Annotated in this window: 23 protein-coding genes, 1 tRNA gene and 1 pseudogene; 11 read left to right on the top strand and 14 right to left on the bottom strand. The window is 44.0% G+C overall.

Annotated features, from left to right (window positions below; genetic code table 11):
- Nucleotides 1–29: 29 nt before the first annotated feature.
- From FN124_RS01730 to FN124_RS01745, 4 genes are all read right to left on the bottom strand, one after another.
- Nucleotides 30–992 carry a FecR domain-containing protein gene (locus FN124_RS01730; RefSeq protein WP_142683073.1) on the bottom strand — a complete coding sequence of 321 codons (963 nt, stop codon included), beginning with the start codon at nucleotides 990–992 and terminating at the stop codon, nucleotides 30–32.
- Nucleotides 993–1,085: 93 nt separating this feature from the next.
- Nucleotides 1,086–1,673 carry an RNA polymerase sigma-70 factor gene (locus FN124_RS01735; RefSeq protein ID WP_142683074.1) on the bottom strand — a complete coding sequence of 196 codons (588 nt, stop codon included), beginning with the start codon at nucleotides 1,671–1,673 and terminating at the stop codon, nucleotides 1,086–1,088.
- Nucleotides 1,674–1,978: 305 nt separating this feature from the next.
- On the bottom strand, nucleotides 1,979–2,320 hold the full coding sequence (locus tag FN124_RS01740) for a hypothetical protein (protein ID WP_142683075.1): 342 nt from the start codon (nucleotides 2,318–2,320) through the stop codon (nucleotides 1,979–1,981).
- Nucleotides 2,321–2,485: 165 nt separating this feature from the next.
- Nucleotides 2,486–2,899: a DoxX family protein gene (locus tag FN124_RS01745; RefSeq protein ID WP_142683076.1), complete on the bottom strand. Its 414-nt coding sequence runs from the start codon at nucleotides 2,897–2,899 to the stop codon at nucleotides 2,486–2,488.
- Between the two features lie 137 nt (nucleotides 2,900–3,036).
- Between FN124_RS01745 and FN124_RS01750 the strand changes: the two genes are divergently transcribed.
- Nucleotides 3,037–4,944 carry an AAA domain-containing protein gene (locus FN124_RS01750; RefSeq protein WP_142683077.1) on the top strand — a complete coding sequence of 636 codons (1,908 nt, stop codon included), beginning with the start codon at nucleotides 3,037–3,039 and terminating at the stop codon, nucleotides 4,942–4,944.
- Here FN124_RS01750 and FN124_RS01755 read toward each other — a convergent pair.
- Nucleotides 4,931–5,854, bottom strand: a complete 924-nt coding sequence (locus FN124_RS01755; protein ID WP_185937054.1) for an alpha/beta fold hydrolase — start codon at nucleotides 5,852–5,854, stop codon at nucleotides 4,931–4,933. The two genes, FN124_RS01750 and FN124_RS01755, sit on opposite strands and share 14 nt — an antisense overlap.
- A 196-nt stretch (nucleotides 5,855–6,050) precedes the next feature.
- Between FN124_RS01755 and FN124_RS01760 the strand changes: the two genes are divergently transcribed.
- Nucleotides 6,051–6,500, top strand: coding sequence for a KTSC domain-containing protein (locus FN124_RS01760; RefSeq protein ID WP_142683079.1), 450 nt, complete (start codon nucleotides 6,051–6,053; stop codon nucleotides 6,498–6,500).
- A gap of 72 nt (nucleotides 6,501–6,572) precedes the next feature.
- Here the strand turns inward: FN124_RS01760 and FN124_RS31690 are convergent.
- The 3 genes and pseudogenes from FN124_RS31690 to FN124_RS01775 all read right to left on the bottom strand — a co-directional run bounded on the left by FN124_RS31690 (nucleotide 6,573) and on the right by FN124_RS01775 (nucleotide 7,708).
- Nucleotides 6,573–6,937: pseudogene (locus FN124_RS31690) on the bottom strand (SnoaL-like domain-containing protein).
- 11 nt (nucleotides 6,938–6,948) lie between these two features.
- On the bottom strand, nucleotides 6,949–7,275 hold the full coding sequence (locus FN124_RS01770; protein WP_142683080.1) for an ArsR/SmtB family transcription factor: 327 nt from the start codon (nucleotides 7,273–7,275) through the stop codon (nucleotides 6,949–6,951).
- Entirely contained in the window at nucleotides 7,256–7,708 is a 453-nt protein-coding gene (locus FN124_RS01775; RefSeq protein WP_142683081.1) for an SRPBCC family protein, read from the bottom strand. Before FN124_RS01775 ends, FN124_RS01770 begins: the two co-directional genes overlap by 20 nt.
- A gap of 313 nt (nucleotides 7,709–8,021) precedes the next feature.
- Between FN124_RS01775 and FN124_RS01780 the strand changes: the two genes are divergently transcribed.
- From FN124_RS01780 to FN124_RS01790, 3 genes are all read left to right on the top strand, one after another.
- The gene (locus FN124_RS01780) at nucleotides 8,022–8,423 is read left to right on the top strand and encodes a hypothetical protein (protein WP_142683082.1); all 402 of its coding nucleotides are present in this window, start codon (nucleotides 8,022–8,024) and stop codon (nucleotides 8,421–8,423) included.
- A 192-nt stretch (nucleotides 8,424–8,615) separates the two neighbouring features.
- Nucleotides 8,616–9,575, top strand: a complete 960-nt coding sequence (locus tag FN124_RS01785) for a DUF5996 family protein (RefSeq protein WP_142683083.1) — start codon at nucleotides 8,616–8,618, stop codon at nucleotides 9,573–9,575.
- A 66-nt stretch (nucleotides 9,576–9,641) separates the two neighbouring features.
- Nucleotides 9,642–9,725: transfer RNA gene (locus FN124_RS01790), tRNA-Leu, on the top strand.
- Nucleotides 9,726–9,835: 110 nt separating this feature from the next.
- Here the strand turns inward: FN124_RS01790 and FN124_RS01795 are convergent.
- Nucleotides 9,836–10,795 (bottom strand): ISAon1 family transposase, encoded by a 960-nt coding sequence (locus tag FN124_RS01795; protein ID WP_260607295.1) that lies wholly within the window; start codon nucleotides 10,793–10,795, stop codon nucleotides 9,836–9,838.
- Between the two features lie 16 nt (nucleotides 10,796–10,811).
- Nucleotides 10,812–11,135, bottom strand: coding sequence for an ISAon1 family transposase N-terminal region protein (locus FN124_RS01800; protein ID WP_142683040.1), 324 nt, complete (start codon nucleotides 11,133–11,135; stop codon nucleotides 10,812–10,814).
- Between the two features lie 1,085 nt (nucleotides 11,136–12,220).
- On the opposite strand from FN124_RS01800, the gene FN124_RS31695 reads away from it, so the two are divergent.
- The 3 genes from FN124_RS31695 to FN124_RS01810 all read left to right on the top strand — a co-directional run bounded on the left by FN124_RS31695 (nucleotide 12,221) and on the right by FN124_RS01810 (nucleotide 14,649).
- Complete coding sequence (locus FN124_RS31695; protein ID WP_185937055.1) at nucleotides 12,221–12,607, top strand: phage integrase SAM-like domain-containing protein; 387 nt, start codon at nucleotides 12,221–12,223, stop codon at nucleotides 12,605–12,607.
- 508 nt (nucleotides 12,608–13,115) lie between these two features.
- Nucleotides 13,116–14,090: a glycoside hydrolase family 18 gene (locus FN124_RS01805; protein ID WP_142683084.1), complete on the top strand. Its 975-nt coding sequence runs from the start codon at nucleotides 13,116–13,118 to the stop codon at nucleotides 14,088–14,090.
- 346 nt (nucleotides 14,091–14,436) lie between these two features.
- Nucleotides 14,437–14,649: a CBS domain-containing protein gene (locus tag FN124_RS01810; protein ID WP_142683085.1), complete on the top strand. Its 213-nt coding sequence runs from the start codon at nucleotides 14,437–14,439 to the stop codon at nucleotides 14,647–14,649.
- A 28-nt stretch (nucleotides 14,650–14,677) separates the two neighbouring features.
- On the opposite strand, the gene FN124_RS01815 is transcribed toward FN124_RS01810, so the two are convergent.
- Both FN124_RS01815 and FN124_RS01820 read right to left on the bottom strand, forming a co-directional pair.
- A complete protein-coding gene (locus tag FN124_RS01815) occupies nucleotides 14,678–16,051 on the bottom strand; it encodes an aspartate kinase (RefSeq protein ID WP_142683086.1) in 1,374 nt (457 codons plus the stop codon).
- 318 nt (nucleotides 16,052–16,369) lie between these two features.
- Complete coding sequence (locus FN124_RS01820; RefSeq protein ID WP_142683087.1) at nucleotides 16,370–16,909, bottom strand: hypothetical protein; 540 nt, start codon at nucleotides 16,907–16,909, stop codon at nucleotides 16,370–16,372.
- Between the two features lie 262 nt (nucleotides 16,910–17,171).
- Here FN124_RS01820 and FN124_RS01825 point away from each other — a divergent pair, with 262 nt between their 5' ends.
- Nucleotides 17,172–17,966 (top strand): winged helix-turn-helix domain-containing protein, encoded by a 795-nt coding sequence (locus FN124_RS01825; RefSeq protein WP_260607301.1) that lies wholly within the window; start codon nucleotides 17,172–17,174, stop codon nucleotides 17,964–17,966.
- A gap of 260 nt (nucleotides 17,967–18,226) precedes the next feature.
- Here FN124_RS01825 and FN124_RS01830 read toward each other — a convergent pair whose 3' ends face one another.
- Nucleotides 18,227–18,763: a hypothetical protein gene (locus FN124_RS01830; protein WP_142683089.1), complete on the bottom strand. Its 537-nt coding sequence runs from the start codon at nucleotides 18,761–18,763 to the stop codon at nucleotides 18,227–18,229.
- A 256-nt stretch (nucleotides 18,764–19,019) separates the two neighbouring features.
- On the opposite strand from FN124_RS01830, the gene FN124_RS31895 reads away from it, so the two are divergent.
- On the top strand, nucleotides 19,020–19,247 hold the full coding sequence (locus FN124_RS31895) for a DUF8192 domain-containing protein (RefSeq protein ID WP_512745570.1): 228 nt from the start codon (nucleotides 19,020–19,022) through the stop codon (nucleotides 19,245–19,247).
- Between the two features lie 12 nt (nucleotides 19,248–19,259).
- On the opposite strand, the gene FN124_RS01835 is transcribed toward FN124_RS31895, so the two are convergent.
- Nucleotides 19,260–20,162 carry an AraC family transcriptional regulator gene (locus tag FN124_RS01835; protein WP_142683090.1) on the bottom strand — a complete coding sequence of 301 codons (903 nt, stop codon included), beginning with the start codon at nucleotides 20,160–20,162 and terminating at the stop codon, nucleotides 19,260–19,262.
- A 266-nt stretch (nucleotides 20,163–20,428) separates the two neighbouring features.
- On the opposite strand from FN124_RS01835, the gene FN124_RS01840 reads away from it, so the two are divergent.
- Entirely contained in the window at nucleotides 20,429–21,313 is an 885-nt protein-coding gene (locus FN124_RS01840; RefSeq protein WP_142683091.1) for a sugar phosphate isomerase/epimerase family protein, read from the top strand.
- Nucleotides 21,314–21,326: the final 13 nt, after the last annotated feature.

Consider the following 21,326-nt stretch of genomic DNA (forward strand, 5'->3'; position numbering starts at 1 on the left):
TTGATTGTGGTTGATAACAAGTTCATTTTTCACTTTTTTTGTTTGAGTAAAATAGTTTTTCCTTTGATCCCGAAGTCCAGGTTGAGCGCCTGGCTGATCATCTCCATCGTGTGTTGTAAAGACTGGTCAGTAAAATCTGCCGTGATTAGATTTGAGTTGATCACTGCATCCTGCAGTTGTATGTTTACTTCAAATTTATCTTCTATCCGTTTCAGGACCTGTTGCATGGTGGCATCATTGAATGCCATATCATACTCTGTGCCTTTTGTGATGTCGCTGAAAGGCAGTGCCCCTTCTTCTTTTTTCCGTATAGCCGTAGCCGTTGATGAGTAAACAGCCTGTTGCTCCGGGTACAATACTAATGGCGCCGACTGTGGTGCGCTGAGTGCAATTTTCCCGGTGAGCAGGGTTACCTGTGTTTCCTTCCCTGTTTCCCGTATATTGAAACTGGTGCCCAGTACGGTGGTGATAAGTGGTCCACACTTCACCAGGAAAGGATGTTGCGGATCTTTTGCAATTTCAAAAAGGGCTTCCCCCTGTAATACTACTTCACGGTTACCGGCTCCAAAGCCTGCGGGGAATACCAGTTTGCTGTTTCCTTTAAGCCATACGATCGAGCCGTCGGACAGGATATGTTTCTTTGGGCTGCCAGGCGTGCTTTGCAGCGATACCAGGCGATGAGGCGCCACCACATCCAGCATTGGCTTTCTGAACAGCGCGCCCGCCACTGCAATACCCGCAATACATGCGGCGGCTTTCCAGTAACGGAACCTGTTCTTTATAACAACAGGCTGCCGGTGTTTATTGATACGCTGTACCAGGCGGTTGTACCCTTCCTTCCTGGCGGTTTCTTTTTCAGCTTCAGGCATGGCGTCAAAAGCATGTTCATCGCCGGTTGTATCCAGCCACTGCTCCAACTGCGCTGCTTCTGAGGGTGCCAGCGTGCCATTCAGGTATTTCTCGATTAAATTTTTAAGTTCCTGGTTGTTCATCAGTTTTTCACACTTGTATTTAATCAGGCCGGGATTAGTGTCCCTATAGATAAGTACACCAGGAAAACAGTAACACCTACGTCTTAAAAAAAATTATTGCCCGATAAGCAGGAGGATAATAAACAAATGATGGCCCAGCACCATCCGCAATTGCCGGAGTGCTTTGGTGAGGTGGTTTTCCACTGTTTTATGCGAGATGTTCAGCGTGTTGGCAATGTCGGTAATGGAAAGGTGCTCATGACGGCTCATCCTGAATACCTGCTGGCATTTTTCCGGCAGGCGGGATACTTCTTTCTCCATGGTATTTTTCAGATCCGTTGCGGCTATATGCTCTTCGTTGGAATTATCGGACTGCTGTTCAGGTGTAAGATTGCTGATATAGATCCTGCGAATGCGGTCTGATTTGAGATAATTGAGCAGCTGGTATTTTACAGCAGTGAACAGATAGGCGGCAAGCGAATGCGTGAGTTGCAGTTCTGTATGTTTTTTCCAGAGAGAGAAAAAAACCTCCTGGATGATCTCTTCCGCTACCTCTTTACTCTTTAACCTGTTGTAAACATATCCGTATAAGCGGGGCCAGTATTCATTGTAAATGGCCTCATAAGCACCCATATCACCTTCTTTCAATAAGGCTAATATGGCAGATTCATCTGATTGATTATATTTTTTTATTATATTCAATATTTTCTCTTATTCAGATGTTATAAACATAAACAAACAAAAAAAATATCAATTATCATAATAATAAACCGATTATTTATGTTCCAACACTTAAATAAAACGATTTTCTATAGATAAGACATTCATTAACATGATAAAAATAGCAACCTTGTTACTTTAGCCATTCCATACAACCAGCAGGATCCGCAATGGACCATGAATGGGGATGCCTGGTGCCATCGGGCGGGTCAGCAAAAACATGGGGCGGGTTAAAAAGATGCGTTTCCTGAACGCATGTAGGCATTGCATTTTCACCGGCTGTTCTTCTAGCGCGACATAAAATAACCCAGCAACGCTATAGCCGTAATACTGGCTATATCATTCCAGCGGAAAGCGGGTGTTGCTTCCCAGTTATGCGTTACCGTATGCCGGTGCTGAGATGGATATGTTCCATATGTGGAGCTCCTGCCGCCGGTGCTGTCGCTTACCGTTTGCAGGTACTGGCGCCATTGCCAGGGCCTCACGAGGGAATCTGTATGAATGACGGGAAGCGGGGCCGCCTGTTTCCTGCCGGAGCTGTTACTATGCTGTGCCTGTACGGTAAAAGTGGTAACTGCAGCCAAACAGGCTGTAAGCAAATATTTTTTAAGTTTAACTGGTAGTTCCATGATGATCGTTCTTCTATATGGTGGACGCATGGCATCTGCTGTTCCCCTATGTGCCGGCCATCTTTTTTTGAAACACTTTTTCCGGCAGGCAAAAAGCCCTTGTACCGCAAGGCAATACAAAGGCTTTTTCATTTTATATAGCGATACTTATTGAGGTATTATCAGTTAAGCCCGCTGGCTTTGTACCGGGAAAACTGCCCGCAGCGCCGGGATACGCAGGAAAAGGCTTACCCAAACCAGGATACCGAATACCACCGGGAAATAGTAAGGCTCGTTTATCCTTGACATGATAGCCACGGCACCGCCAAGGTAGCAGCTGATCAATATTGCGCCCAGCACTGCCGTGCGGGGAATGGCGTATAGAATGGTAGCGATCAGCAACACGAAGCCAATGCCCTGCACCTGTTCTGCAGGCCAGCCCAGCTTTACGCTACCTTCCATGGAATAAATATTTTTGATGACTTTCATAATGGCATCAACCAGGAGAAAAAGTACACACAGGATGGTGATTACCCAGCCGGTAACATTGGCGGCTTTAGAAGGATTTTTTGTGCTCATATAAAGTGTTTGCGCTTCCATATACAGTGGTTTTTTTGTTTTTTATTTTGATTGATTAACGATACAAACTTACCGGGATTTGCGCTTATTGCTACTGGTCGAATACGACATTCTTCATGGTTGATTGCGACAATTCGGGAACAACTTACCTTTGCGCCATGGATTATTTCAAAAAGCAGCTTGAGTTACTGAAAACAGAGCGGGAAGAAGACCAGAGATCGTATAAGCAAATGACAGCATCCACGTCTGTGGCAGACCGCAGGGCTAATGGCCTCACCTGGTACCCGATTGCCATCAGGGGATCAGAAATGAGCCGGGGCGATTACCTCACCGTGGAAGTGGAACGTACCACTCACCAGGACCTGCCGCATCAGCTGCGGTTTGGAGCTGCCGCTACTTTATTTTCCAATCACGATCCCAAGCAGGACCATCTTGACGGCACCATTACCTACCAGGGCGGCAACCGGCTGAAAATCACCCTGCGTACCGATGAACTGCCGGAATGGGCCAGTGATGGCAAGCTGGGCATTGACCTGCTTTTTGATGATAACAGCTACGATGAAATGCAAAACGCCCTTAAACAGGCGGATGCCCTGCAGGATAAAGCACAGGAAGGAAGATTGATACAGATCCTTACCGGGCAGAAAAAACCCGTATTCTATCCTGATATTACCCCCTATGTAAATCCTTCGCTGAATGCCTCACAGCAATCGGCTGTCAATAAAATATTAGCAGCCGGCGACCTGGCTATTGTGCATGGCCCTCCGGGAACGGGAAAAACCACTACCCTTGTGCAGGCTGTGAAGGCGCTGATCAAACAGGACGGGCAACAAATACTGGTGGTAGCGCCCAGCAATGCAGCAGTGGACCTGCTCAGCGAAAAGCTGTCGGACGAAGGCCTGAACGTATTGCGGGTAGGTAACCCCGCGCGTGTGTCGGAGCGGCTTACAGCGCTTACGCTCGACAGTAAAATATCTGAACATTCCAGTATCAAAGAAATCAAACGCCTGAAAAAACAGGCCAATGAATTCCGCGATATGGCCCATAAATACAAACGCAATTTTGGTAAAGCGGAAAGGGAACAACGTAAAGCCCTGTTCGACGAGGCCCGCAAGATCATGAAAGAAGTGGGCAATACAGAGCAGTATATTATTGACGACCTGATCTCCAAAGCACAGGTGATCACGGCCACCCTGGTAGGCGCCAATCACTATACCGTTAAAAACCTGAAGTACCACACAGTGGTAATAGATGAAGCGGGGCAGGCGCTGGAACCCGCCTGCTGGATCCCTATCCTGAAAGCGGAGAAGGTGATCCTGGCCGGTGACCATTGCCAGCTGCCACCCACCATTAAATCAGATGAAGCTGCCCGTAACGGCCTTAGCACCACCCTGCTGGAAAAATGTACCGCCCTGCACCCGGAGAGCGTAACGCTGCTGGAAGAACAGTACCGCATGCACACCACTATCATGGGATATTCATCCGGTATCTTTTATGAAAACAAATTAAAGGCGCATGCATCTGTTGCCGGACACCTGTTGTTTTCCGGCGACAGCCCCCTCAGCTTTATAGATACCGCCGGCTGTGGTTTTGATGAGCAGGCCGATGGCACCAGCACCACCAATCCGGAGGAAGCTGTTTTCGTTTTCAAACATCTTACCCAGCTGGTTACCGCACTGGAAGCGCATTACCAGCCGAACAACTTTCCTTCGGTGGCGGTTATATCTCCCTACAAACAACAAATACAACTGCTGAAAGAACAACTGCAGCACTCACCCTTGCTGCAACCTTATGCTGGCAGGATTTCCGTGAACACCATTGACAGTTTCCAGGGACAGGAACGCGATATTGTGTACATCAGCATGACGCGCAGCAACACGGAAAATAAAATCGGCTTTTTATCAGATATCCGGCGGATGAACGTAGCTATGACCAGGGCGCGCAAAAAACTGGTGGTGATAGGCGACAGCGGCACGCTTTCCCAGCTGGCGTTCTATGCCGGCTTTATCAGCTATGCAGAGCACCAAAATGCCTACCAGAGCGCCTGGGAATTTATGGATGTGTAACGGCGGCAGTCATTACCTTTTCCAATACCTGGTTAAACGCAGCGGGTTGTTCAAACATCGGGAAATGCCCTGCTGCCTGGATCCAGTGCAGTTGTATATCCGGGCGGATGATTTGCAGCTCATAAGTATAAAAGGCCAGCGGGTCCTGGCGGCTGCCGATTACGGTAATGGGGCCTTTATATCGCGGCAGGTTTTTGCTGAGATCAAAATGTACCCGCTGAAGGTCTGTTACCATCAGGGTTTGCATACGGACATTCGGTTTGGCTATATAAATTTTCGCCATGAGGCTGTCGATATCCACCTTGTTGTAAATGTATGCCAGTCGCACTGTACGGTTAAATAACGCACTGTCCTTTCCATCTGCCTTACCTGCTTCCATCTTTTTATTCAGCGATTCCATTATTTCCAGGTCCGATACGCCCAGCCTTGCCCTCAGGTTATTCATATGCGTAGTCATAAAATCGGCCGAAAACTTGTAATAGCCGGGGTTGGCGAGCACCAGCGCCTTTACCTTTTCCGGGTGAGCCGCAGCAAAGCTCATGGCCAGCATAGCGCCCCAGGAGTGGCCATAAATAACAGCCCTGGAGATGCCTTCCTTTTGCAGCAGCCGCTGAATGTCGGCCACGGCCTCCTCCAGGTTGATAGTAGTGGAATCGAACGGCACAGGAATAGACAGGCCCGTACCCCGCTGTTCCGGCAGAATAGCGCGGTAGTGCTTTCCCAGCTCAATAGCCACTTCTTCCTGTTGCAGACAGGAGTTGCCCGGACCGCCTGATAGCACGATCACGGGAGTGCCTTTTCCATATGTATGATAATACAGCCAGCCATTAGGGTATTTCAATGAGTCCAGTTGCTGGCAGTGGCCGGGTAAACAATACAGCAACGTGGTTAACAATAGCAATAATCTCATAAAACGGTTTTTCGAAGCAGTAAAATAGGTGATTTTATACATATAAGATGTGTATACGGCCCAAACCCTCTCCCGGCAGGGGGCAAATAAATCCTTGCCACGCGCTTAAAAATGTGTAACTTTGCGCGCTTTCGGGTAAGATAAATGGTAGCCTGCTCATAATGATCAGCCTGTTTATTTTTTGAATAAATACATTATGAGTAAAATAGTTGATTACAGGAAGTTATTGGGGGTTACCAAAACTACTGAAGTAAAAGAATTAAAATCGATTTACAGGAATTTCATGAAAGAGTGGCATCCTGACAAATTTGAAGGCCTGGCTGAAGAGCAAAAGCAGGAAGCGGAGGCTAAAAGTAAAGAGCTGATAGAAGCCTATCACTTTTTAGTGAGCATTGCGCCGGAAACCATTGCTGCCGCTTTACCAGATTATACGGCTACTATTTCAGCTTCTACCCTTGTGGATTTTTCTTACCAGAAACAAACGCTCCAGCTTCAGTTTGAAGATGGCAGCAGCTACGAATATTTTGACGTTCCCAAAACGTTGTACACTAAACTGATCAACTCTGATACACCCGGACGTTTTTGCCGCAGGCATATTTACCATGAGTTTGTGTATCGTAAAGTGAGCAAGGCGGTAGAAGTGTAACGCAATTAAGAATTACCGGTTCCGGAAACATAGGCTTCCCGGAACCGGTAACATATAAAAATCACCCTGCTTCTAATAAAAAAACTGTTCCAGCACAATCTGCCCGTCTTTCACTTCATACAACATGATCTGATCAATTTTCACCCGTCCCAAACCTTCCACAGTAAGATCTGTAACGCGGCCTACAGAAAAATAATTACCGCCTACAACAGGTTGGGTGGTGTAAGCATGGTGTACTTCTGTAATTCTTTTCACAAAGTCCTCCCCTTTTTTACGAACAGCTGCTTTGCCTTCGGCATACCCGAAATACGGGAGTGCGGGGGATCTACGCTTTTTACGTTATCAGCAAAAAACTCATCCTGGATATCAAACCATTTTTCCTGCCGTGCGAGCTCATCGAACCGGGCGGCTATCTCATGGGTAGTTAGTGTTGCCATGGTATACTAATTTATTTTTTTGAGATTTTGTTATTCAGGAGCATTTCCAGTGTTTTCAGTTTCGATGCCCAGAATTTATCAAAGTGGGAGATCCATTCCTGTAATTCTTTGAACCCGTCCTGTTTCAGTGTACAATACCGTTCCCGGCCAATGTCGTGGATAGAAATAAAGCCCGCGGAATGCAGTATTTTAATATGTTTTGACACCGCGGGGCGGCTCATGTCAAAATTTTCTGCCAGGCTGTTAATAGTCAGACTGTCTTTTGAAAGCAGGCCTAACATTTTTCTCCTGCTTGGGTCGGCAATTACCTGGAATACATCAAGTATTGGTTGTGTCATGATTTGCAGCGTTTATAAGTTCAGCCACTTTGTGCAGTTTCTTGATCCAGCCATCTGTCATTCCGTTGTAGATAGGCAGGTTTTCCGGCATAGAGAAACCACTGTGCTCCAGGAAGAGTTCCGTGCCGTCATCTTTGGCCTGTAGTTTCCATATCACCATGGAATCAAGTGTAAACTTTCCATCTCCGGGGCCTCCTTTCCAGGAGTAAGATAATTTTTTGAGAGGAACAATTTCCAATACACGACAATGGAAAATGCCGTCTAAATTGAGGTTGGGTATTGGGTTTGTCTGGAACTGGAAATCATATCCGAGAATGGGCTGAAAATCATTCTTCATCAGCCATTGCGCCATCAGTTCAGGTGTTGTGAGGTACGACCAAACTGCTTCCGGTGGATGGGCAAAGAAAAATGTATGCCTGATAGTGTCTGCCATAATACGTAACTTTTGAGTTACCCAAATATTTCTTTATCATTTTAGTTTTTTTTGGGGAGAGATAGTTACAAAGCCATTAAGGTGCGGAAAAAATATTCCTACATTTGATCATCTTCCTATAAAAAACAGGTGATGGAAAAACTGAACAGGGATGAATTAATTACCCTCGCTGAAAAGATCAGGGATGCAGCAGGCGCTTACAAACCCATTCAGCTGTAGAGCACTCTCACTTAACAATAAAATTTTATTGCATCCCGCCATAATGTTCTAACTTAAATATTCATTTGAAAACCTAACAATTAAATTTTAACCCATGAGAAAAGCAATCGTTTTAAGCGCTCTATCCGCACTGTTCTTTCTTCAGAGTAATGCTACCCCAACAGCTCCCGGCAACAACATCAGTAATGAAGCCCTAAACAAAGTGCAAACGGAATATAATGTGCGTATACAACTGGTAGACATTTACGGTGCGCCGGTTACTGGCGGCACAGGTTTACGTGGTTACTGGGCGAAAAATGTAGCAACAGGTGTTTATTACTATCCAGGCGGACAGGAAAATGAAGACAAATTTGAAAACCTTCCGGCAGGTACTTACACTTTTGGCGCTTATCCTGGCAACTGGGAAGGAGCTGTGTCCAGCACAGTTACCCTTAGCAGCGGCGATGTAGGGCCCGATGGTTATATTGTTGTAACCTTAACTTATTGGGTAGAGTAATTCAGCCCGTTTAGTATAAAAAAGGTGATGCGTCTTACGATCCGTCACCTTTTTTTATCACTTTTTGCAATCCTGAAAATATCCCTTGTTATCTGTTAAGATAAGGCGCTTGGGAAAAGTTTCCCGGAACATTCTGTGATTCCGTTTGTTATTTTTTACCTGGAAGCTACTCTCATCCTTCAACTATTCACTATGCAAACAACCGCGCAGCTAACAGACAAATGGCCTGTAATAAATTATGATGACTGGAAAGATACCCTGGCCACCGTTCATCTGTGGACACAGATAGTGGGTAAGATCCGGCTCCGGAAAATGCCCTGGCTGAATCACTCCTGGCATGTTACACTGTATGTAAGCCCCGATGGGCTTAGCACCGGTACGGTGCCTTATCAGCATGGTATTTTCCAGATCGATTTTAACTTCATGCAGCATCAGCTGCTGATCAGCACCAGCACCGGCAGAAAAGAAGCGGTGGAATTGCGCCCCCGAACTGTGGCCGACTTTTACCAGGCACTCTTTGAAAAGTTAAAAGCCCTGGATATTGATGTGAGTATTTATACCCTGCCCAGCGAAATAGCGGACGCTATTCCATTTGAGAAGGATGAAATACACCGGTCTTATAATGCGCAGAAAATGGAAGATTTCTGGCAGGCGCTGGTGAAGATCCATAATGTTTTTACACGGTTCAGGACCCGCTTTACCGGTAAATGCAGCCCTGTGCATTTTTTTTGGGGCGCCTTTGACCTGGCGGTAACACGGTTTTCCGGCAGGGATGCGCCACCCCACCAGGGCGAAGCTCCCAATATGCCGGCAGCAGTTATGCAGGAAGCGTATTCCAAAGAAGTAAGCTCCTGCGGGTTCTGGCCGGGCAGTGAGCAATACCCCCATGCAGTATTTTATGCTTACTGTTATCCTGTTACGCCCACCTTTTCTGAGCAGGCGGTTCAACCTGCCGGTGCTTTTTACAGCCAGGAGATGGGGGAATTTATGCTGCCTTACGAGGTGGTGCAACAATCGCCGGACCCGGAGGAGACGTTGCTTGCGTTTATGCAGTCTACCTACGAAGCGGCCGCCAATACAGGGCATTGGGACCGGGCTTCCCTCGAATGCGACTTATCGCATTTGGAAAATGCCTACGGGTGTTTCAAATAATTACTAAAAAAATTTGGTAAAATATTTTAGCTGCTTATCTTTGCACCCCCTGACACGATATCAGTTGCCCAGATGGCGAAATTGGTAGACGCACTGTGTTCAGGTCGCAGCGCCTGCAAGGGTGTGCTGGTTCGAATCCAGTTCTGGGCACATTAAAGGTTTGTAAACAATGGGTTTACAAACCTTTTTGCATTTTAGGAGTGCCATTTTTACCGCTTTTTTTCGGATCAAGTTGAAAAGTTGGGGGATGTCCATAAATTTTAGGCATAAAGTTTAGTCAATCTATAAAGAAAGAATTCTACATCCCGCACCCCTCGCAGTGCATTTCTAAAGGACTTTACTTTTGCATTGAATGATTCTGCAGCCGCATTGGTGGCTCTGTTGTTGAAGAAGTTGAGGATACCCAGATAATGAGTTCTGATAGTCCTGGCAACGGTCTTGAAGGATAAAATCCCCGCTTCCTCCACGTCATTATACCACAAAGCCAGCTTCTTAAATGCTTCTTCTTTACACTTACAATGTCTGTAAACCTCACCGAGTCGCAGGGATAGCTGGTAGGATTTATGAATAAGGGGGTAATGACTAAATAAAAGTTCCGCTCTCTGCTGCTGCTCTCTGGTCCATAGTCTGGGATGCTTAAATAGCAAGTATCGGCTTCTGGCCAGCAGCTGTTTAGCTGTATCGCCGTTAGCGAGCCTGACTGGCTCATACTTCATTGCGGCTCGTTTTGCCTGCTCGTATTCCAGATTCTCCTGTTCCAGGGCTTCCCAGCGATGCTTTATTCTGATTTCCTGTACCGCATCAAAAGCCAGGTGTTGCACATGGAAGCGATCTATCACCCGATGGGCGTTAGGGAAACAGGCTTTAACAGCGCTATTAAGGCTACCAGACATATCGATGGTAACTTCCTGTACTCTTCCACGCAGGCGTTTAGGGATCTTAAACAGTATTTCTTTCAGAAATTCAGACTGAGTGCCCTTGATCATAGCCACTATTGAGCCTTTGCGCCCTTTGGCCAGCTTATTAGTGACAATTGTATACAGTTCTCCACTGGAAAAGGCTGTCTCGTCTATACTTAAAGCGGCACCAATGTTTTGTTCAAAAAGCATCCATTCAGTAGCATGTTCTTTTTGATCCCAGGTACCAAAATCACTGAGATGATGCTTGTATTGCTGGCCTAACTGTTTACCGTCTATCTGAAAGAAATGGCCCAATTGCACAGGGCTTACAGGATATTTATCTAAGTAATCCTTTTAAAAAAGCACCGAACTCCGGTGTCATTCGTGTGCCTTTTTTAACTATTTCCCAATCTCTTGTTATTATTTCTCCATCCTCTAAAACCTCCCACCGACGGCGTTTGGCATGCAGGGTGACCTTTTGGCCACGTATAGGAAAATCCTGAATTGCAATTTCTGAGAAGAAACCTTTGGAGTGTGCTTTTCTATGCTGATGCTCTACTGGGATTGTATTCTTTTCTTCCAGGTATATATCAATACCCTCCTTATTCTGACTTGAATCAATTAAGTCAAAATACTCTAAAACCCCTGCTGGTAACAGCATCTCTACTAGTTTGCGAAAATTCTGATCCACGTGCTTCGTTGGTTAATCTGCTGCAAAAAAACTACTTTTTATCCTATCCCCCAACTTTTCAACTTGATCCTTTTTTTCGCTTTCTCCCACTTTCGTTGACACAAAATTGACACACCAAATGACACACCAAATTCGAGTGCTGGTAGGAGAACACGACCAGCACCTTTGTGTCTTTTATAAAACCCAAATCAGACACTTTTTCCGCGTTTGTGACACTGAAATTTTCTGACACAGCAGCAGTTGTGTTCGAGAAAAAATCTTATGCAGCCTTTCTTCCGAATACTTCCGATTGCGCAATAAGCTTCATTTTGAATGTCGGCACGTAGCCTTAGTTCTGCCGGGCACTATGGCCATAGATAAATAACTGAATATAAGACCAGTAAGCCCGTGTCGTATAATTGCCTTTAACTCCCGAAATCTCCTATATATAAACTATAATCATTGTGTCCCAGGATTATTCCAATAACACCTCCGATAATCGTCCCTAACAATAATAACCTTAGATTATTCTTTAAAAAGAAATTAGTACGTACCAATATATGGTAGATGATCAATCCAATCAGATAAATCCAAAAATGTCCTAAAAACATGATCCAATACGCAATTATAAACCTGGGCTGTTCAATAGCATAATTGAAATTCAATAGCAGGTCCAGTACATACGAAAGCACGCTGCTAATCAAACTAATACAAAGGAAAAGCAATATATTTCCAATAACCTTCCCGCCTGTACTTGATTTTATTTGCATCCGATTTTTTGTTTAAAGGTTTCTATAGAGATATTACCCTCAATAACATCTTTGATAAGTTTATAGTTCGGTCTCGAAATTGTTGGCGGAACAATCTAAGCGGCGTCGCCGTTTTCAGCAATTTTAACAGCCATCTTCTCCTGCAAACTAGTCCATGGCAGTTGGCACGGGTTACATTCCATCTCACAAGATAGAACCGAATTTTATTAAGTACTATGAAAAATATGTGAAAGACCACAAACGCGAAGGCTGCAGGCACCTGCCATGCTGTTTTACGAAGTTTAAAAAATTTGTCGCAGTAGATTTTTGTCGCCGATATCTGTTACTTACAATTTCTGTTTCCGCTTCAGAAAATATTTGCCGGATTGCCTCACAGGTGAAACGCCTCAAAATAACTACGCAACGTTTAAAAGTATGGTTAGAAACGCCACCAGGGATGGATACTTTCGCTGTGATCCAACAGAGGAAATTGCAGCCGTGCGGAAACCGAGTGTAACGCTAAAGGAGTTTTTGGAGGTCGACGAATACCTTAAAGTAATCCAACGCCCAGCCCCACCGCATATTGCAGAAACGGTAGATGCCTTTATTTTTAGTCTTTATTCTGGGTTGCGCTGGTGTGATGTTAAGCCTCCAGAGATCGAAAATGGTAATCTTACGACGCGGATCATCCAGGTAGAGACTGGACAACCGTAATATTGACTTTGCACCCGGTTGCCTTGCAAATTCCGAAAAGCAGAGAATCAGGAGAAATGGTAATTGCAAGGGACGGATATTTACGCTGCCATCAAGAAACGCAGCCAATGACGTGATTAAAGCATGGGGAAAGATGCTGGCGTAAAAAAATAATCATCTGGTCCTGTGCAAGGCTTACCTATTCCACCCTATTGCAGGATCAGCGCGTGGCCAATGCTACGGTCGCTTATTTGCAATAATATCCGTAATAAAATGCTGTATACCAAGTTTGCAGTAGCACACAGGGCTGTACCCTACGATCCTAAACCCCTTATCCAACCCTTAGTGCCTGCACAAATCACCTCTCAAAATTAAATTTAGGATAAATATTGGTTACAAAAGGGTAAAAAAATGCAGTGACTGTATCATAATAAAAGTGTTTGCTGTATTGAACCAATTATCAGATAACTCTCCAAATATAAACCATATATGTTCACATTACAACAATTTCTTTAATTAAACAAAAACTATGAAAAATTACTTTAAATCCGGACAGACTAAATTAGTAGCATCCTTTTTTGCTGTGCTTTTGATCGTAACATTGGCATCCTGTACAAAAAAATTAGAAGAAGTGCCCGGCAAAACACTTTTAGTCAAAACAGATCAAGGGCAATATCTTAAGAACCTTTTGGCATATAAGAAAAGCCCTCATCAGTTATTGATGGGTTACTACAGTGCCTGGAGGGATGCTGCAAATGATGGCGATATCAAAAAACCGAAAATGACAGATCTTCCTGATAGTGTAGATATTGTTTCAGTCTTTCAACAGGGCGGTGAAAAAGAAAGTTATTTTAAAACGCTTAAAGAAACTTACATTCCTGCTCTCCAGGCTAAAGGTACAAAAGTGATTTGGACACAAGGATGGTTGCCCTGGAACAATGTAAAGGATTCAAGCGATCAGGCAGGTATTGATGCTGCTGTCAAAGACATTATGAACACTATAAATGAGTACAACTATGATGGATTTGATATCGATTTTGAACGCAAATCCAGGGTGGAAACAGGGATAATAATAAAAATTTACGAAGGACTGTCTAAATATCTTGGTCCAAAATCCGGGACTGGTAAGTTATTAATTCTTGATACAGATGAGGACGCTGGAGATAATAGTACGGTGGCCACACTTCTGGAAAAAATAAAAGACAAGATTGACTATGTTTTTTTTCAGGCTTATAGACGCAGTGCCTCTCAGGTTACCTCATCTTTTTCTGATGGCTTTTCTAAATATATACCAGCGTCAAAATTTCTTGTGGGTGTAAATTTTCAGGGACAAGACGGTACTGAATCTTCGAATATTGCATTGATTAACGATTTTGCAAAATGGCAACCAAAGAAAGGGGTTAAGGGTGGAGTGTTAATTTATGGTATAGACGAAATTGTAAATAATAAAAACTTCAATACCGCAACGCGGGCAGCTATTCAGGAAATGAACCCGGCAAAATGAGGTGTAGATCTTAATACTTTGATATAAATCATTCATAATACTTTTTTTCAAAAAGGCCAAAATTCACCAGAATTTCGGCCTTTTTTCTATTTAGGGTAGAGCATTTCCAACAAATCAGACGTCAATAGTTTAGGAGGTTCTCGCCATAAGCGGATAGAATTACATTAGGGTAATCAGAAGACGCCGAAGTTGTAATTCTTTGTATTCTCCCAGGAAAGATTTCTGTTGCCTGCCTGGTTAACGCTAAAGGCATCTCCGGCAACCAGATACGATAGCGCCACCATGCTTAAAGATGAAGTGCCCGTACATGTTATCACGGTCATCATCAAAAAGAAAACGTTGAACGATGGAGATCACCGCAGACTATGGCAGTGGCGCCAGCGGCGGGCCGGTGCTTGACAAATATGGCAACCCTGTTGGCGTTATTTCGGCTACTACGCCGTTATCGGCCATGGTAAAGGATGCTGCGGGAAACCAGGTCAGCGGCCATGTACAGATGGTCATAAAAAGCTCCATACCTGTGAAAGCGCTGCGGGAATTACTGGGAATGGATCTCTAGCTATTGTCTAGCCTGTTGCACCCTCCTGTTATCCTACCGCTTTGTTCAGCGCAACGATAGCCGCTTTGAAATGTTCCCGGGTAATAACGAACTGGAAATTGACCTTTCTTAAGGCCACTCCAACGCTCAAAATATTAATGTCGGCTTTGGCCAGTGCGGCGGTAGCGTTGGCCAATAGGCCCGGCTGATCCATATTAGAGCCCAGCAGGCAGACCATTGCAATAGGTTCAACAGTTACATGTTCGTATTTTTCTTTCAGGTCGTTCAATAACTGCTGGTTCAGATCACTTTCCCAAATGACGATGCTAATACTGTTGGCGCTGGTCGCCTTAAAGGTATAGCTGATACCATAGCGGGAAAATACCTGCATAATATCGAGATCGCTTCCTACTGCGCCTACCATTAGCGGGTCATAAATATCGATAAGCAGTTGCTGGTCTGAGCCGGTAATAACCTCCACCCTTTTATGTTCTGAAACATAATTTTTAGTGATCAGCGTACCCGGATGTTCCGGTTCAAAAGTGTTTTTGATGCGAAGATTGATGCCTGCTATCTCCAGCGGTTTTGCTGCCTTGGGATGAATAGCCTCCATCCCTACATCTGCCAGCTGGTCGGCGATATCATAATTGGTATAACCAACAGGTTTCACGTTTTCTATACCTACCAACGCCGGATCGGCGGTTGACAGATGGTATTCCTTATGAATAATAGCTTCTTCAGGCCGGAGCAGTTCAGCTATCCTGCTAAAGGTCACTTCTGAATAACCGCGGTCAAACTCCCGCATGATCCCCTCCGTTCCTTTTACATACCCTGTTGCAATGCACAGGCAGTTTTTAAGATCGATGGCCGCAAATTCCTCTTTGATCCGTTCGTCAATCGTTAGTGAGCGCCCGTCGCCCAGGCCGCTCAGATCTGCCAGTACCGCGTTAAGCCCTTTGTTCTGCAGGATATTTGCCAGTGCAAACGCTGAGTGGCTTTCCCCAACTGAGGCCAGGATCTCCCGGACAGCCAGCAGAATGCCCTCATTGAGATACCCGGAGGCCAACATTGTGTTGGCACTATCCAGGTAGGTAAGTACCCGGTTAATAATACCATCCGTCACTTCGTCCGCCTTCGTCATGTCCAGCCCAAGTGGTGCGTAATGGGCATTCAGCTGTTTAAGGTGAAGCCTTACTGATTCAAGCGCCTTATGATAATCGTTTCCTGTTGCAAACTGATGGTAGGCGCCAGGGGCTTTTGTTTTCTTATTTTCCAGTAACAGGTTTGTAACTCCCGAAAAAGCAGAAACAATAAAAACACGATTGTATAACCTGTCGCCGGAACGGTCATAATAAATGATGTTGTCGATTACATCTTTTAGTGCACTCATGGAAGTGCCACCGATTTTTTCCACTGTTAGCATCCTGCGAAGCTATATAATTTATGAATGCGATAAAAGTGAATATGCCAATTCCCGTTCAGTGATTATTCCTATTTTTTATGTACAATGCAGAATGAACGATAGGCTGCCATCAAAACGCTTTAATTTCCACTTTATCTATCGTTGCCAGGGCGTTATAGGTCCTTAATCCTATACTACCCATAAATGAGGCTGTATCATAGATATGAGACAGCCTCATTTAATTTTGTCTGTGTCACTTTTCGCGCTTTCTCAGAAATTATCTTGATTAATAATAACTGACAAATGATTTTAAATCAGCAATACACATAATTCATTTGCTCAGCAACCGCCTTTGCGGGGGGCACGTTTAAAAATTACTTTACTATCCCGTTCTACATATTCACCCGATACTATTGGGTATGAATACTTGGGCGCGTACGATACGTTATGGCTTCTCAGAATTATTTTGTCGTTCACTTTCAGGCTTTGTAATTGCTCAAGTTGAGACTTTTCCGGCTCAAATTTTACAATGTAATCAACCCCATTAATCCTGGCCATCACACCGAAGCCTAATCTTGATCCTGGCGGAAGGGAAAGGGAAGTTATAACAGCCTCCATATTGGTAAAATCACTTATATGATTCCTTATATTAGCAACACCGGCATACACTTTTCTACCTGCAGGAGATGCTTCCCATTTTTTGAACTTTATACCTTCAGGGGTAGCCTCCCATTTTTTCCGTTCAGCTTCCCTTTCAGCAGCAGAGAGGGGTTTTGAGATTACCCTTTTAGAAGTTTCATTTTTAATTTCGCGATTAGCAAATACTAATCCGCTTACCACAAGTACCGGTAAGATCAGTGCATAAATGATTTTTTTCATATTTTTTATCGGTTTAATTGACATAAATCAGATCCGTTTAAGGCATTTCTTTTATTTTTCATATCCCTTTAACGATGGTGCAACAAAACTACTTTGATTTATTTCAGCGGGAGGAACCTGGATTGTAAATAAAAATGTAACCTTTGTAAATAAATGGTAAAATGGTATGTTTCATAGCCGAAATCTGCTTTCCGGGAAGCGCAAGTACTTGTGGGGACTGATACTACTCCTGTTTATCTCTGTAACTTGCCTGGTTTTTAGTATGACCGGCAGTGACGGTTTTGCGATCGCCAGGAGGGAAGTTTTGCTTCGCAGGATAGGAGATGAACTGCTAACGCAGTCGGGCGACAGTAAATCAAGGGTGCTTCCGGTAAAAAAGATCGCCGAAAATGAATACCAGATCAGTTTTGAGAATGAGCTTACTTTTCAACCGGGCTCGTTGGTGAATATCACCCGGCGTTTGCTGGCCCAAGACCCCCTTTCAAGCGATTATGTGGTCACAGTTCTGAACAGCGATAAGTCTGGTGTAGTCTATGGATATGCTATATCAAAAAACAAAAAAGATGATATTGTAGCTTGTATAGGCAGAAAACAACCCAGGGCACGTTACATTGTCAACATCAAATTTAAACCGACAAGCCTAAATACAGCAAAGAATGGACTTTTGCTAGGCGGTTTGCCATTTTTAGCATTTATTGGTTTTATATTTTTCAGGTTTGCTAAACCGCGCCGGACTTTACCTGATGACCAGGTTACTGGTATAGTCACTTTGGGCTCAATGTTGTTCGATGAAAAAAACCGTAAGCTCATAATAAATGGAAAGACCATTGATCTCACCGGAACTGAAACCCGTGTGTTGCAGATCTTCGCATCTTCTCCTAACGAGACCATAGAGAAAAGCAGGCTACAAAAAGAGGTATGGGAAGATGAAGGTGTTATAGTTGGCCGCAGTCTTGATATGTTCATATCAAAACTCAGAAAAAAGCTGGAACCTGATCCCAATATCAACATCGTTGTTGTACGCGGCAAAGGCTATAAGCTTGAAATCAGCTCCTAAGGAAGAATCGCCCCCCCGCTATGGCTTTAGCGCCCTAATGATTTGCTAATAAAAGCCCCCCGACTGGCTCAACCAGGTGTTGAACCCCACCGGAGGCGTAACAGGAAGATATTTTCCGATACTTATCTAATACTTATTTCTTTAAATTTTTGTCCCTATGTGTTCCTTGTGCTATCTAAATTACTGATAGTCAATATGCTAATTTGTTATCGGGCACTAAAATGGACAAATCGGAAGATACCTGGTTCGGTCCAACGATTTTACCTGTGCATATTTCCCCCCACCGGGGCATATGCCGGGGCATAAAAAGGAGAATATGCATTATACCCGCCTCTGCTCACACCAATACTCCCGGAAATGGAGAATGTCCTGTCATTGTTAATATACATTACGCCTATTTTTGCATCCGAATAGGCGGCGAAATTGTTTGTTTGCATCAAGCCACTACCCTTGGTAATTGCGGATTGATAAGGGATACCGTTATAACGGAAAACATATGGCGTCACCGATACGCCTCCGAAAGCATAAAAATTACTGGTCAACTGGCGATTGATCTGTAACCCCAACGGGACCGACAGGAAGGAACTGCTGCCTCCTTTAAATGCAATAAAACCAGTGGAAACGCCAGCATCTTTTGTAACAAACCACTTCTTACGGATATAGTTAGTATCGTTTATCTGCAAAGGGGGGCTGAAGGAAGATCTGGCGCCATTCATTGCACCGAAAGACGAATCCACCTGGGCTTTTGCAGCCAGACCCAACATGAGAACAGCAAAAAAAAGGATTAGGCGTAACATGACAATAAAGATAAGCATCCTTTTCTATTAAAAAATGCTAACATAATCACAATTCTGGGAATAGCGGTTATGCCTGAATACCAGGTGGAATTTTACATTTATGATAGCCGGCAACTATGCTTAACAGCCACTGATCTAAAATGGCTAATCTTAAATCAACGATATTTTTTAACTTGAAGTTGTTAATAAAGTTATTTACAGATGATAAATAAGCGAGTGGCTTAAAATACTTCAACCAGCCCCTAACAGCAAACACATGAAAACAATCCTGTTAATAATTCTTTCTATTCTGACAGCAGATCTTTTTGGACAAACGCCCGGAGGTTTGGGACTTGATAACAATGCGGTTCTCAACACACAGGAATCCGTTTATTTAAACTCCCTTTTAAAAGAGCAACTAAAAACCTTCGATTTTACAAATAAAAAGGTTGCCTTTGTAACGGGAAATACCGGGAACAGGCTGCTTTATCCCTTCGCCGGGTAATGTAAGGCATACCTAATCCGCTGTAGGCCGGAAACTGGGCGTGCTTGCATTACTTTCAATAAATGCCTTGCGGTATTCCCTGGGAGACTTCCCCTGGTAAATTTTGAACTGCCTGTTAAAGTAGGAGATATTGTCAAAACCACATGCATAGCATACTTCAGCTATGCCATCTTCTGTTCCTATCAGCAATTTTGTAGCATGACTGATCCTTATCTCATTCACAAACTGTGAGAATGTTTTGGTAGTTCTTTTTTTGAAGTAACGGCAAAACGCCGCTTCGTTCATACAGGCGAGAGATGCCGCCGATTTGCTGTCTACATGATGATGATAATTATCCAAAACATATTTAAATATAGGCTCTAACTTTTTCGAATCCGCATCTTTATAGCGCACCTTCCCCGGATCATCTGTGAGAAGCTGGATACTTTCCCTGCATTGCAGCGACAGCTCATCCAGTATCTGTAAAAGTATAATCAGGTTTTTCATCTGCTGGTTGGCCTGGAACCTGAAAAACAGGCTATTAACAACAGCAGGTACCTTGTTGAATTTTATTCCGCATTCAGACAGCTGCATCAGTTCTTTTATCTTCCTTAATTCCAGTTTATCAAAAAAATCCCTGCCAATAAAATCTTCTGTGAACTGCACTATAATAGCGTGGGCAATTTCATCGGCACCAACAGGGGAATCATTGTTACAAAAACAATGCACCAGGCCCGGACCAAACATATAAATCTCTCCTTCATTGTAATTCATCACCTTATTCCCCGCATACATTCTTCCCGCGCTTTTTACAATCAGTATCAATTCGTGGCCATGATGAAAATGAAAAGTATTTGTAAAACGTGGCTGACAAAACTCTTTAATCACAAAGCTGGCATCTTCGGGCGTAGATATGTGCCGGTAAGAAACTTTCATAATGTCTTTATTTTTAGTACACTATTTATTTTTCTAAAGCAAAAAATAAGAAATATAGCAAATATAGTATCGATATATTGCAAATGAAGTACTTTTATTTCAATAGAAGTCTGAATAAGTTTGTGAAACAATGATAAAAAAAACGTTCCTGTTATGAAACCAACAAGCTTGCGCCTTACAGCAGCCGCGCTGCCGGCCATTCTCCCGTGACGGGCAAAAAATTTAACCTGCAGAAAACATTCATCCACTTTTATAATTAATGCGTTATGGAACTAGGGATACACAACTGGATGCGGTCTGAAACGATAGAAACCACCATACGGAGGGTTTCAGCGCTTGGATATACCAAACTTGAAATTGCCGGAACCCCGGAACAATATGACACCAAAAGCATAAGGCAATTGATGAAAAGTCATGGCCTTTCATGCTGGGGGTCTGTAACCCTGATGCTGGGAGAGCGTAACCTGCTTGCCAGGGATGAGGCCCAACGCGCAAGATCAGTGCAGTATGTAAAGGATATAGTGCGCATGGTAAAGGAACTGGACGGGCATATGGTATCAGTGGTGCCATGCACAGTAGGAAAAATTGTGCCTGATGGCCGGCCTGAGGAAGAATGGAAATGGGCTGTTGACGCCCTGAAGGAAATTTATAATTATAGTGAAGCCTCTGGTATTGTAATAGGCATTGAGCCTATCAATAGGTTTGAAACATACTTCATCAACAGGGCCGCCCAGGCCCTCGCGCTTGCAGAGGCCGTAGGCCCCAACTGTGGCGTGTGCCTGGATACCTTTCATATGAATATCGAAGAAGCGGATATGTTTGAGGCGATCAGGGCAGCCAAAGGGAAACTGGTTGGTTTTCATGTAGCGGATAACAACCGCATGGCGCCGGGAATGGGGCATCTCAACTGGAAAAAGATCATCGATACCCTGCGGGAAATAAACTATGATGACGTGCTTTCCGTGGAATTTTGCGCGCCGCTGGATCGTACTCCCGCCAATCCTTATCCGGGTTCAATTGATGAAAATCCCGAAAACCTATCTGCCGAGCAGGAAAAGTTCCTGGCAGACCATGGCAGCGCTTCTGTTACCGAAGCATTTTATACCATGCTCACCGCCGAATCATTTAATACTTTATCAAAACTTATTTAAAGAAGTCAACTGC

It is taken from the genome of Chitinophaga polysaccharea, from assembly GCF_902150045.1.
GTDB lineage: Bacteria > Bacteroidota > Bacteroidia > Chitinophagales > Chitinophagaceae > Chitinophaga > Chitinophaga polysaccharea_A.

Coding starts and splice junctions, on each gene's coding strand:
- FN124_RS01730 (WP_142683073.1), bottom strand. CDS start 992: ATGAACAACCAGGAACTTAAAAATTTAATCGAGAAATACCTGAATGGC.
- FN124_RS01740 (WP_142683075.1), bottom strand. CDS start 2,320: ATGGAACTACCAGTTAAACTTAAAAAATATTTGCTTACAGCCTGTTTG.
- FN124_RS01745 (WP_142683076.1), bottom strand. CDS start 2,899: ATGGAAGCGCAAACACTTTATATGAGCACAAAAAATCCTTCTAAAGCC.
- FN124_RS01750 (WP_142683077.1), top strand. CDS start 3,037: ATGGATTATTTCAAAAAGCAGCTTGAGTTACTGAAAACAGAGCGGGAA.
- FN124_RS01755 (WP_185937054.1), bottom strand. CDS start 5,854: ATGAGATTATTGCTATTGTTAACCACGTTGCTGTATTGTTTACCCGGC.
- FN124_RS01760 (WP_142683079.1), top strand. CDS start 6,051: ATGAGTAAAATAGTTGATTACAGGAAGTTATTGGGGGTTACCAAAACT.
- FN124_RS01770 (WP_142683080.1), bottom strand. CDS start 7,275: ATGACACAACCAATACTTGATGTATTCCAGGTAATTGCCGACCCAAGC.
- FN124_RS01775 (WP_142683081.1), bottom strand. CDS start 7,708: ATGGCAGACACTATCAGGCATACATTTTTCTTTGCCCATCCACCGGAA.
- FN124_RS01780 (WP_142683082.1), top strand. CDS start 8,022: ATGAGAAAAGCAATCGTTTTAAGCGCTCTATCCGCACTGTTCTTTCTT.
- FN124_RS01785 (WP_142683083.1), top strand. CDS start 8,616: ATGCAAACAACCGCGCAGCTAACAGACAAATGGCCTGTAATAAATTAT.
- FN124_RS01800 (WP_142683040.1), bottom strand. CDS start 11,135: ATGCTGTTACCAGCAGGGGTTTTAGAGTATTTTGACTTAATTGATTCA.
- FN124_RS01805 (WP_142683084.1), top strand. CDS start 13,116: ATGAAAAATTACTTTAAATCCGGACAGACTAAATTAGTAGCATCCTTT.
- FN124_RS01810 (WP_142683085.1), top strand. CDS start 14,437: ATGGAGATCACCGCAGACTATGGCAGTGGCGCCAGCGGCGGGCCGGTG.
- FN124_RS01815 (WP_142683086.1), bottom strand. CDS start 16,051: ATGCTAACAGTGGAAAAAATCGGTGGCACTTCCATGAGTGCACTAAAA.
- FN124_RS01820 (WP_142683087.1), bottom strand. CDS start 16,909: ATGAAAAAAATCATTTATGCACTGATCTTACCGGTACTTGTGGTAAGC.
- FN124_RS01825 (WP_260607301.1), top strand. CDS start 17,172: ATGACCGGCAGTGACGGTTTTGCGATCGCCAGGAGGGAAGTTTTGCTT.
- FN124_RS01830 (WP_142683089.1), bottom strand. CDS start 18,763: ATGTTACGCCTAATCCTTTTTTTTGCTGTTCTCATGTTGGGTCTGGCT.
- FN124_RS31895 (WP_512745570.1), top strand. CDS start 19,020: ATGAAAACAATCCTGTTAATAATTCTTTCTATTCTGACAGCAGATCTT.
- FN124_RS01835 (WP_142683090.1), bottom strand. CDS start 20,162: ATGAAAGTTTCTTACCGGCACATATCTACGCCCGAAGATGCCAGCTTT.
- FN124_RS01840 (WP_142683091.1), top strand. CDS start 20,429: ATGGAACTAGGGATACACAACTGGATGCGGTCTGAAACGATAGAAACC.